Origin of the sequence: Promicromonospora iranensis (genome assembly GCF_028994805.1) — a bacterium.
Lineage (GTDB): Bacteria > Actinomycetota > Actinomycetes > Actinomycetales > Cellulomonadaceae > Promicromonospora > Promicromonospora iranensis.
The window spans coordinates 18,482-29,575 of sequence record NZ_JAJQQP010000006.1 but is presented as its reverse complement, the minus strand read 5'-3'; the positions used below and the strand labels follow the sequence as shown (position 1 = coordinate 29,575).

The window sequence follows — 11,094 nt, the reverse complement described above, 5'->3', positions numbered from 1 at the left end:
CGTCAGTACGATACAGACGGCGCGAGGAGGCGGAACTCGATCGCGAACCAGGCGATTCCGGCCAGCGCGAGGACCACGAGCACCGTGCCGAGGATCCGGCGCCAGCCGTGACGGTGGCGGACGGCGCCGACGACCTGGAGCACCGCGGGGACGATCCCCAGCACGCCGATCGCCTGGACCACCTGCAGCTGGCGCAGGGAGAACTCCGAGACGTCCTCGAGGCCCATCACGGTCAGGAGCGTGGCGGTCCAGCCGCCGAGGGCGAGCACCGCGCAGACGCCGGCGACCTTGGTGAGGATCCTGCTCAGGCCTCGGGCGCCCTCGGGGAGGGACCGGTGCCGGACCCGGCGCACGATCGCGCCGACGGGCCAGGCGACGGCCGCCACGAGCAGGATCAGCGCGGACACGCCGAGCACGGGGAGCGCGACGCCGGGGGTGCGTTCCGGCTGGGCGGGCAGCATGGTGAAGGCGCCCTCGATCCCGATCGCCTCGACCCGGTCACCGGCGACCCGCATGGTGATGGTGCGCTGGCCGTCGACCTCGCGCCAGACCCACGGCTCGACCTCTTCGTACAGGGCGGGCGAGTCGCTGAGCGGGCCCGGTGTGATGAGCAGGCGGCCGTCCTCCCGCGCGGTGATCTGTGTGGCGCTGAAGGCCTCCAGCGAGGCCAGGAACGTGCTCTGCATGCCGCGTGCGGCGACGTAGCTGCCCTCGGCGATCGCCGCGTGCTCCGTGGCGGTCCCCTCGTCGACGGTGCTGGGCACCGGGGCGGCGTCGGCCGGGAAGTACCGGTCGGTGAAGCCGTGCAGGACCGCGTCGCGCAGCTCCAGGGTGGCGAGGGTGCTGCTGCCCGTGCTGTTCAGCGAGACGAAGACGCCGGTGCGTTCCTCGGGGTAGAGCTGCAGGTGGGAGTGGAAGTAGTTGGTGTCGCCGCCGTGGCCGATGATGCGGTGCCCGTTGCGGCTCTCGTCGAAGAAGCCGAGCGTCATCCGCGAGGCCGCGGCGAGGTTGCCCAGCAAGCTCTCGTCGAGCGCCGGGGCGTGCATCAGGTCGAGCGTCCTCGGCTCCAGGATCGAGCCGGTGCCGGGCTCGCCGAGCTGGGCCAGCATGAAGCGCGCCATGTCGGGCGCGGACGCGGTCAGCGCCCCGGCGGGCGGCGTCCCGACGATCTCGAACGGGCCGGGGGCGTCGGCCGATGTGGCATAGCCCTGGGAGATCCGGTCGCGCAAGGCGTCGGGCAGCGGCTGGGCGAAGGTCGACGACGTCATCCCGGCGGGCGTGAGGATGTCGCGCTCGACGTACTCCTCGAACGGCACGCCGCTCACGCGCTCGACGATGTAACCGACCAGCGAGTTGCCGTAGTTCGAGTAGGCGGGGACGGTGCCCGGCTCGTAGACCTGCTCCGGCGGCTCCTCGGCGAGCTCGTCGCGGAGCACCGGCGACGTGTCGCCCGCGCCGATGAGCCCAGCGAGCCGCTCCTCGAAGCCGGCGGTGTGGGTGAGCAGGTGCCGGAGCGTGACCGGCCCGTCGAACGACCGCGGGACGTCGAAGTCGAGGTACGCGGCGATGTCGGTGTCGAGGTCGACGTCGCCGCTCTCGACCAGCTGCATGGCGGCGGTGGCGGTGAAGAGCTTGGACACCGAGCCCGGCCGGAACAGCGTCCGCTCGGCGTCGACCGGCACGGCCTCGCCGCCCGTCGTGCCGGTGTCGGCGTAGCCGTAGCCGCGGGTGGTGACGATCTCGCCGTCGTCGACCACGGTGACGACGCCGCCGGCGATGCCCGCGGTCTCCAGCGCGGCCGGCAGCAGGCCGTCGAGCCAGGCGTCGACGTCGGCCTGCCCGAGCGTATGTGCGCCCGCCGGGGCCGAGATCGGCGGAGCCGGGGTGGGCTCGGCAGCCGCGGCGGCAGCCGGCACGGCAGCCGCGAGGCTGATCGTCAGGATGCCCAGTGCGGCGAACGTCGCAGCTGCGCGGCGGGGACCCCGGGGGCGGCCGTCGGGCCGCTCGGTGGGTAGGTCATAGGTCGGGATCATCGTCGCGCTCCTCGCGCTCGGCAGGTGTTCGGGCTGGTCCGGAGGCTTTCTTCCGGACGAGACCAGCCTGTCGGGCAGGCCGCCGCGCCACATCGGGCACGAGTGCCCACTTCGCCTACGACCTTTGGTGGAGGCGCGCTGTCCGGCGTCGTCCGTCAGTCCAGCGCCGATGGACGCCGATTGCGCTGAGGCGCAAATCGTTCTCCGCCAGGGCTTTCCGGAGTTGAGTGGTCCTCGGCCACACGTGTGGCCACCTGACGACGGGAGTACCACGTGCGCAACAAAAAGTTCGCGACCGGAACCATCGCCGCCCTCACCGGCCTCGTCCTGGCCGGCGGCATGCTGGCGACCGCCGCACCGGCGTCGGCCAACACGAACGACGGCTACGTCAGCGGTGCCGGCACCATGAGCGACGACTGGGGAGACGAGGGCACCATCTCGACCACCTCCTACTCCTCTTCCACCGCGACGTGCCTGTGGCAGCAGGTGCTGCACGCGGAAGGGCTGCTCAGCGCTTCCGGCATCGACGGACACTTCGGCCCCAACACGAGGACGGCGACGGAGAGCTTCCAGAGGCGGTACAGCGACCTCGAGAACGACGGCAAGGCCGGCCCGAACACCTGGGGCAAGGCGGACAACAAGTTCACGCGGATCATCGACTCCACCAACGGCAGCGCGCAGGCGAGGTACGACGGCGTGAGCTCGGACTTCACGGTCTACCGCAACACCCAGGGCCGTCACTTCTGGTGGCACGAGGGCGACGGTGCCCATCGCACCGCCGCGTACCGCTCCAACAGCTGCTGACCCGCGTCACACACGTCGACGGCGCCTGCTCGAACCTCCTCGGGACGGCCACGGCCGACGACGTGGCGGCGGTCGAGTGACGTATCTCATGTCGGACAATACGGTCAAGTGGCACCCCGGCCGACCCGGAAGCCGTAACGCGATTGTGACTTTGGGGTCGGTCGGGGTTACGGTCACTCCGGTTCGCGGGAAGGCCGCGGGCACTTGAGGCGGGCGCCGAGCCCTGTCACCGCCCCAAGATCTGCACAGACCGAAAAGACAGGGACGGGGGAACCACGTAAGTGGGCACCGACGGTGTCCTTGGGGTGAAGCCGCACAGGTAGTACGCGGCCGGGTCATTCTCCGATCCGAATCCGACAGCTCACCTCGTAGGCGTCAGGAGAACCTCTTGACCACTCGCACGCCTGGGCGCCATCGTGCTGCCCGCAGACCCATCACCCCGCTGACCCCCATCTCCCGTGCTGCGGCGCGGGGCATCTCCGGCGCCGCCCGCCGTGGCGCGCTCGTCGCCGCCGGCTCGGGCCTGGCCGTCTCCCTGCTCAGCGCCCCCGCCGACGCCGCGCCGGTGGTCGACCACGGGCCGTCCACCGCCGAGCTGGACATCCTGACCGAGGCTTCCCGCAGCTCGGTCTCCCAGGCTGCTGCCGCACAGGCCGTGACCACCGCCCCCGCCGTGCAGGTCGCGGCCGACAGCAAGTTCACGCTGGAGACGGGCACCATCGAGGTGACGCCGGCCCCCGAGCCGGAGCCCGTTCCCGAGCCGGAGCCGGAGCCCGTCGTCGAGGAGGTCGTCGAGACCGCAGCGCCGGTCGCGGAGGCACCCGTCGAGGAAGCCGTGGAGCAGGCCGTCCCGGCTGCGGCCGCAGGGTCCGATATCGTCTCCATCGCCATGCAGTACCTCGGTGTGCCGTACGTCTGGGCCGGCTCGACGCCTGCCGGGTTCGACTGCTCCGGGTTCACCTCGTACGTCTACGCCCAGGCCGGCATCGACCTGCCGCGCACCTCCTCGGAGCAGCGCTACGCAGGCACCGCGGTCTCCGCGGCCGAGGCACAGCCCGGCGACCTCATCTGGTCGCCCGGCCACATCGCCATCTACGCCGGCGACGGCATGCAGGTCGAGGCGCCGGTCCCCGGCCAGACCGTGCGCTACACGGAGATCTGGCAGGACAGCCCGACCTTCATCCGCGTCGGCTGAGCCGCAGGCTCAGCCGACATGGATAGAGGCTGAGCCGGAGGCGCAGCGCAGACCACGAGGGCCCGCACCGACACGGTGCGGGCCCTCGTGCGTTGCCCGGCCGGGTGGCATGATCACGGCCATGAGCGTTCCCGCGGCCGTCGAGGCCAACGCCCTGAACACCATCGACGAGTCCGAGCGGCGCGGCACGCCGCGCGACCTGTTCTGGCCCTGGTTCGGGGCCAACGTGTCGGTGCTCGGCCTGGGCTACGGCTCGTACCTCCTCGGGTTCGGCGTGTCGTTCTGGCAGGCGACGGTCATCGGCATGGTCGGCATCGTCGTCTCGTTCCTGTTCTGCGGATTCATCTCCCTGGCCGGGAAGCGCGGCTCGGCACCGACGATGGTGCTCTCGCGTGCCGCGTTCGGTGTGCGCGGCAACACGCTGCCCTCGCTCCTGTCGTGGATCCTCACCGTGGGCTGGGAGACCGTGCTGGTGGCGCTGGCCACCCTCGCGACCTCGACCGTGCTCGGTGCGCTCGGCTGGGGCGGCGGGACGGTCACCAAGGTCGTGGCCCTCGTGGTCGTCGCGGGCATCGTGGTGGCCGCGGGCGTGTTCGGGTTCGACCTCGTCATGCGGCTGCAGGTGATCATCACCGTGCTCACGGCCGTGCTGACCGTCGTCTACATCATCCTCGTGGCCGACCACGTCGACTGGGCGACGGTCGCCGCGATCCCCGCGGGCGGCACGCCGCAGGTGATCGGCGGGCTCGTGTTCATGATGACCGGCTTCGGCCTGGGCTGGGTCAACATGGCGGCCGACTACTCCCGCTACCTGCCGCGCTCCGCCTCCGGCCCGCGGATCGTGGGCTGGACCACCCTCGGCGCCTCGCTGGCCCCCGTGGTCCTGCTCGTGTTCGGCCTGCTGCTCGCCGGCTCCGACCCCGACCTGAACGCGGCCATCGGGACCGACCCGATCGGCGCCCTCTCCACCCTCCTGCCGACCTGGTTCCTCATCCCGTTCGTCGTGGTCGCCCTCGCCGGCCTCATCGGCGGCGCCGCGCTCGACATCTACTCCTCCGGCCTCGCCCTGCTCTCCCTGGGCCTGCCCGCGCCGCGCTGGGTCGCCGCCGCCATCGACGGCGGGCTCATGGTCGTCGGCGCGGTCTACGTCGTGTTCGTCGCCGACTCGTTCATCGGCCCCTTCCAGGGCTTCCTCATCACCCTGGGTGTCCCCGTCGCCGCGTGGTGCGGCGTGCTCCTCGCCGACATCCTGCTGCGCCGCCGCGACTACACCGACGCCGACCTGTACGACGCCGCTGGCCGGTACGGATCCGTGAACTGGGCGGCCGTGCTCCTGGTGCTGGCCGGCACCGCCGTCGGCTGGGGGCTCGTGACCAACACCTACGCGCCGTGGCTCGCCTGGCAGGGGTACCTGCTGGGGCCGCTCGGCGGGGTCGAGGGCAACTGGGCGTGGGCCAACCTCGGTGTGCTGGTCGCGCTGGCCATCGGGTTCGTGGGCACGCTCCTGCTGAGCGCCCGCGCGGTACGTCGGCAGGAGGAGCGATGACGGGCTCGGCCCTGGTCGTGATCGACATGCAGGACGTCTTCGCGCGCCCGCCCAGCCCGTGGGCCTCCCCCGACTACCCCGCAGCGCTCGACGGGACCCGCCGCCTGCTCCCCGCTTTCGCGGGCCGCACCGTCCTCACCAGGTACGTCGCCCCCGCGGTGCCCGACGGCGCCTGGCGCGCCTACTTCGACGAGTGGCCGTTCGCGCTCGTGCCCGAGGACGACCCGCTCTACGAGATCACCGATCTGGCCGACGTCGTCGCGTCCGGGGCGCCCGTCGTCACCCGCACGACCTTCGGCAAGTGGGGCCCCGAGCTCGAGGCCGCCACCCGGTCCGCCGGCGAGCTCGTGCTCGCGGGCGTCGCCACCGACTGCTGCGTCATCTCGACGGCGCTCGCCGCCGCCGACGCGGGCCGCCGCGTCCTCGTGGTCGCGGACGCCTGCGCGGGCTCGACCCCGGAGAACCACGAGCGGGCCCTGGCGGTCATGCGCCTGTACGCGCCGCTCATCGAGGTGACGACGGCCGCCGAGCTGCTCGCGGTCAGCTGATCCCGGGCTCCGTTGGGCGCGGCTCGGCTCGACGACGACCGGCGATGAGGATCAGCGATAGGGACCGGCGGGGCGCGCAGCTCTGTTTCGACAGGTGCCAGGTGTGCTGGCCTTCGTTCGGCTGCGGCCCTCAGATACGGGCTGTGCTGAACAGTTCAGCTGACGTGAACTTGGCAGGGCCACGGCGAACAAAGCCAACCAGAGCTGGCACCTGCTGTACGAGTACACCCGACGACGCGGCGCCGCCGGAGACCGGCGCCAGTCCTGCGCATTGGGTGCAGGGTCGCTGCAGGTCCCATGATGTCCTCGTCACGTCCACGTGGCCGACGCGCCCGAGCACCCAGGAGCTGACCATGACCCTCACCAGGATCCGCGCCCAGTGGGAGCGCCACGACGAGCGATTCGCGGCGGTCAACGGGGACGAGCACGTCAGGGTGCTCTACGACGAGGGCAGCTGGCTCGAGGGGCCCGCCTACTCGCCTGCCTGGCGCACGCTGCTGTTCAGCGACATCCCCGACGACCGGGTCCTCGCGCTGGACGAGGCGACCGGCCGGATCGGCGTCTGGCGCAGCCCCGGCGGATACGCCAACGGCCGCACGATCGACCGGGCCGGCCGGATGATCCAGTGCGAGCAGGGCAACCGAGCGGTGACGCGGACCGAGCCGGACGGCACGGTGACCGTGCTGGCCGACCGGTGGCAGGGCAAGCGGTTCAACAGCCCGAACGACGTGGTCGAGCACAGCGACGGGACGGTGTGGTTCACCGACCCGCCCTACGGGATCCTCAACGACTACGAGGGCCACCGCGCCACGCCGGAGATCGACGGCTGCCACGTCTACCGCATCGACCCGGACGGCTCGGTCACCCGGGTCGCCGACGACTTCGAACGCCCCAACGGCCTCGCCTTCTCCGCCGACGAACGGACCCTCTACCTCGTCGACACCCACCACCGGCACCTGCGCCGCTTCGACGTGGGGGCCGACCTGTCGCTGTCCGGCGGCGAGGTGCTCGGCACGTCCGACGCCGGCGGCTACGACGGCGTCCGGGTCGACGACGGCGGCCGGCTCTGGGTGGCCGCCCACGACGGCCTGCACTGCTGGCACCCGGACGGCACCCTGCTCGGCAAGCTGCTGCTGCCCGAGGTCTGCTCCAACCTCACCTTCGGCGGCCCCAAGCGGAACGTCCTGTATGTGACGGCGACGAACATGCTGCTGTCGGTCCGCGTGACCGTGGCGGGGATCCGCTAGGCCGGGCCCCCGCTCAGGCGTGCGGCGCCACCGCCGTCGGCGTGCCGCCGGTGATCCGGACCAGCTCGTCGAACGTCGTCGGGAACACCGTCCTGGCGTGACCCGCGGCCGCCCACACCTCGTCGTGCGCGGCGAGCGCGGTGTCGACGTAGGTGGGCACGGGCGCGGGGTGCCCCACGGGCGCGACGCCGCCGATGACCTGACCGGTCGCCTCCTTGACCTGCTCCTTCGAGGCTCGGGTGATCGTGGCGCCCACCTGCTCCCCGAGCCACGCCGTGTCCACACGGTGTGCGCCGGAGGTCAGCACGAGCGTGGGCACGCCGTCGAACAAGAACACGAGCGAGTTGGCGATCTGGCCCACGGTGATGCCGAGGTGCTCGGCGGCGAGCGCCGCGGTGGTCGCGGCGTCGTCCAGCCACCGGACCGGGCCGGTGGCGCCGGCCCCGGCGAGCGCGGCGGTCAACTTCTCGACGGCGGCGTGCGTTGCTGTGTTTGACGTGCGCCAGATCCTAGGCAACGGTTCGGGCCGACGTCAGCGGCAGTTCGACGCGCCAGCCCTGCGGTTCGGCCCGGAACCAGGTCAGTTCTGGGCCGAACCGCGGGGTCGGCACGGAGCACGGCCGGTCAGCCGCGGAACTCGACCTCCGGGTACGCGTCCGACGGGCCGTCGAGCAGCGGCGCGTCCGCTCCGCGCAGGTGGCGGTCCAGGAACGCGCCCACGTAGGCGTTGGTGATCTCCACGCCCCGGGCGCCGGCGACGAACCCGCCCGGCAGCGGCACACCGAGCTGGTCGAGGAACATCAGCTGATCGGTGAACGACCCGTGGTTGGCGGTCGGAACCTGCAGCCACAGGCCCGTCGCGCCCAGGCGAGCCCGGTTGTCCGGCCAGTCGGTCCCGTCGCTGGCGCCCGGCTCGTGCGAGGCGCTGCCCAGCATGAGGAACGGCCGGTCCGTCCCCGTCTCGGGAAAGTCCACCTGGAACGTGCCGTCCATGTTCACCCCGGCGTCCACGCGCCGGTCGTCGACGATCGCCGCCGCGGCGGCCGAGCCGCCGAGCGAGTGGCCGACGACGGCGATGTGCCGTGCGTCGACGGCCGGACCGTGCCGCCAGAGCCTGCCGTGCGTGAGCTCGTCGAGGACGAAGCTGATGTCGAGGGCCCGCCCTCGGGTGACCCAGGCGCCGACCTCTGCGCTGTTCTCTCGCTCGCAGAGCAGGCAGCCGGCGACCCTGCCGTCAGGGAGCACCACGGCGCGGGCCTCGTACGTGTGGTCGATGCCGGCCACGACGTACCCCCGTGAGGCGAGGTCCTCGGCGAGCGACGTCAGCGACTCGCGGCTGAGGCCCGCGCCGGGCGACAGCACCACGAGCGGCCGCCGGCCGGGCAGTGCGGGGGCCCGGTCGCGGGAGTGGGTGGCGACGGTCGTCAGGACGTCGGGCGGCACCGGCAGGTTCGCGCTCTCGACGATCGCCGCCGAGACCGTCTCCGACGTGTACGCCGCGGGGTCGCCGTACGGCACCGCCGGGTACCAGACGGACACCATGAGCTCGCGACGTTCCTCGGGGCGCCACGGGTCGGCCCGGTCGGCGTCGACGAGATGGACCGGCTTCATGCCGACGGGGAACGGGCCGGTCGGCTCGGGCAGCGAGAGGTTCGGGACGGCGTCGGCGGACGGCACGGTGCCCGACGTCGGGCCGGCCGACGCGCTCGGTGCGGCGAGCGCCGCGCAGGCCACGAGTGCCGTGGCGACGAGTGCTGTCGGAACCATGCGTCTACGTGTCTTCATGTCTGGGTTATTTCACGGCGCCGACCCGCGGGCCAAGGGTTCCCGGGCGGTTCCAGGGACGAGCCAGGGAGATCCCTGAACGAACCCCTGTCCAGCAAAAACGCTCGTTCGACCCGGTTCGAGCCCCTAGCCTGGGCCGATGACGCACTCCTATCTCTTCGCCCTGACCGACGGGGGCGGGACCGTCCCACCCGAGCTCGGTGCGGCGCGGCGCCTGGTCGAGCGGGGGCATCGCGTGACGGTCCTGGGCGAGGACTCCATGGCCCCGGAGGTCGCCGCCGCCGGTGCTGCGTTCATGCCCTGGCAAGCCGCCCCCAACCGGTCCGACCGAAGCCCGGACGGCACCCGCTACCGTGACTGGGAGATCAGGAGCCCGCTCGCTCAGGCCCGCGGGATGGCCGACCACATGCTGGTCGGCCCCGCGGCGGGCCAGGCGCTCGACGTGACGGCGGCCGTCGAGCGGCAGCGGCCCGATCTGGTCGTCACGTCGTTCGTCGCGCTGGGCGCGATGCTCGCCGCCGACGCGGAGGGCATCCCGTTCGACGTCCTGCTGCCCAACATCTACACCATGCCTGCCCCGGGGATGCCGCCGATGGGCATGGGGCTACGACCGGCCAGCGGGCCCCTGGGCAGGCTCCGGGACCGGCTGGTGAACGGTGCCAGCACGCGCCTCGTCGACAAGTACGTGCTCCCCCGGCTCAATGCCGTGCGCGGTGAGTACGGGCTGGCACCGGTGGACCACACCTGGGACCAGGTGCGCCGAGCTCGGCGTCTGCTGCTCCTGACCAGCGAGGAGTTCGACTTCCCGGCCCAGCTCCCTTCGAACGCACGGTACGTCGGCCCCGTGCTCGACGACCCGGCCTGGGCCGTCGACACCGCCTGGTCCGCACCGCCCGGCGACGCTCCCCTGGTCCTCGTCGCGCTCTCGTCGACCTTCCAGGACCAGGCCGCGTGCCTGCAGCGCATCATCGACGCTCTCGGCAGCCTCCCGGTCCGCGGGTTGGTCACGACCGGGCCGGCGCTCTCGCCGACCGACCTGCGCGCACCGTCGAACGTGACCGTCGTCGCCTCCGCGCCGCACCGCGACGTGATGCGGCAGGCCGCTCTCGTCGTGACCCACGGCGGGCACGGCACCCTCGTCAAGGCGTTCGCGGCCGGGCTCCCTGCCGTCGTGCTGCACCACGGGCGTGACCAGGCGGACAACGCGGTGCGCGTGACCACCAGGGGTGCCGGTGTCGCCGTACGCCGCACGGCACCGTCCTCGGCGGTCGCGCGCGCCGTCCGGCAGGTCGTGGAGGATCCGGCCTATGCACGGGCGGCGGAGGCGCTCGGCGTGGCAGCACGACGCGACGCTGAGGGCGGGCTCCTCGTCACGGAGCTGGAGCGGTTCACCGACTGACCGTCGGACATTACGCGGAATAGCCGCGTCAGGTGGATCCCCCGCTCAGAACGGCTGCCTGTGGCCGCTGCGCAGCGCTTCCGCCAGGGTCGGTCCCTGGCCGACCTTCCCGTCGACGATGTCCTGGACGTGCGCACGGAAGTTCGGGCACGCGGTGATGTCGTGGGCGCGGCACTCGAGGGCATGGCGCGTCATCTCGCGGGACAGCTCCATCTCGGCCATCCGTTGCTCCAGGTCCGCGATGTGCGCCTCGAGGATGACGTGGCGGTCGTACGCGCCGCCGTCGAGCAGCACACGGATCTGCTCCAGGCTCATGCCCGCGGCCTTGCTGCGGATGATCGTGGCGACCCGGAAGGCGTCGTCGGTGCCGTAGCGGCGCCGTCCGGCACCGTCACGCGTCGGGCTGAGCAGGCCCATGGCCTCCCAGTGGCGCAGCACGTGCGTCTCCAGGCCGAACCGCGCGGCGAGGTCGCCGACCGACCAGACCGACTCGTCTCCGGACACGAGGGTTGACTTCATGTGGACATGAAGTCACAG

Annotated in this window: 10 protein-coding genes and 1 riboswitch; of the genes, 6 read left to right on the top strand and 4 right to left on the bottom strand. The window is 72.3% G+C overall.

Annotated features, from left to right (window positions below; all coding sequences use genetic code 11):
* Window positions 1-2: 2 nt before the first annotated feature.
* Entirely contained in the window at window positions 3-2,033 is a 2,031-nt protein-coding gene (locus tag LUM46_RS11160; RefSeq protein ID WP_274993977.1) for a serine hydrolase domain-containing protein, read from the bottom strand.
* Between the two features lie 273 nt (window positions 2,034-2,306).
* Here LUM46_RS11160 and LUM46_RS11155 point away from each other — a divergent pair, with 273 nt between their 5' ends.
* The 5 genes from LUM46_RS11155 to LUM46_RS11135 all read left to right on the top strand — a co-directional run bounded on the left by LUM46_RS11155 (window position 2,307) and on the right by LUM46_RS11135 (window position 7,373).
* Window positions 2,307-2,837 (top strand): peptidoglycan-binding domain-containing protein, encoded by a 531-nt coding sequence (locus LUM46_RS11155; RefSeq protein WP_274993976.1) that lies wholly within the window; start codon window positions 2,307-2,309, stop codon window positions 2,835-2,837.
* Between the two features lie 232 nt (window positions 2,838-3,069).
* Window positions 3,070-3,226: riboswitch (cyclic di-AMP (ydaO/yuaA leader) on the top strand.
* On the top strand, window positions 3,226-4,032 hold the full coding sequence (locus tag LUM46_RS11150; RefSeq protein ID WP_274993975.1) for a C40 family peptidase: 807 nt from the start codon (window positions 3,226-3,228) through the stop codon (window positions 4,030-4,032). (Overlaps the previous riboswitch by 1 nt.)
* 121 nt (window positions 4,033-4,153) lie before the next feature.
* Window positions 4,154-5,578: a purine-cytosine permease family protein gene (locus LUM46_RS11145; RefSeq protein ID WP_274993974.1), complete on the top strand. Its 1,425-nt coding sequence runs from the start codon at window positions 4,154-4,156 to the stop codon at window positions 5,576-5,578.
* Entirely contained in the window at window positions 5,575-6,126 is a 552-nt protein-coding gene (locus tag LUM46_RS11140; RefSeq protein WP_274993973.1) for a cysteine hydrolase family protein, read from the top strand. Before LUM46_RS11145 ends, LUM46_RS11140 begins: the two co-directional genes overlap by 4 nt.
* Window positions 6,127-6,479: 353 nt before the next feature.
* Window positions 6,480-7,373, top strand: coding sequence for an SMP-30/gluconolactonase/LRE family protein (locus LUM46_RS11135; RefSeq protein ID WP_274993972.1), 894 nt, complete (start codon window positions 6,480-6,482; stop codon window positions 7,371-7,373).
* 13 nt (window positions 7,374-7,386) lie between these two features.
* Here LUM46_RS11135 and LUM46_RS11130 read toward each other — a convergent pair whose 3' ends face one another.
* Together LUM46_RS11130 and LUM46_RS11125 are read right to left on the bottom strand one after the other, a co-directional pair.
* Window positions 7,387-7,836: a YbaK/EbsC family protein gene (locus LUM46_RS11130; protein ID WP_274993971.1), complete on the bottom strand. Its 450-nt coding sequence runs from the start codon at window positions 7,834-7,836 to the stop codon at window positions 7,387-7,389.
* Window positions 7,837-7,997: 161 nt separating this feature from the next.
* Complete coding sequence (locus LUM46_RS11125) at window positions 7,998-9,158, bottom strand: alpha/beta hydrolase family protein (protein WP_274993970.1); 1,161 nt, start codon at window positions 9,156-9,158, stop codon at window positions 7,998-8,000.
* Window positions 9,159-9,297: 139 nt separating this feature from the next.
* Here LUM46_RS11125 and LUM46_RS11120 point away from each other — a divergent pair, with 139 nt between their 5' ends.
* Window positions 9,298-10,557, top strand: a complete 1,260-nt coding sequence (locus LUM46_RS11120; protein ID WP_274993969.1) for a nucleotide disphospho-sugar-binding domain-containing protein — start codon at window positions 9,298-9,300, stop codon at window positions 10,555-10,557.
* A 45-nt stretch (window positions 10,558-10,602) separates the two neighbouring features.
* Here the strand turns inward: LUM46_RS11120 and LUM46_RS11115 are convergent, their stop codons facing one another.
* Window positions 10,603-11,076 (bottom strand): MerR family transcriptional regulator, encoded by a 474-nt coding sequence (locus LUM46_RS11115; RefSeq protein ID WP_274993968.1) that lies wholly within the window; start codon window positions 11,074-11,076, stop codon window positions 10,603-10,605.
* Window positions 11,077-11,094: the final 18 nt, after the last annotated feature.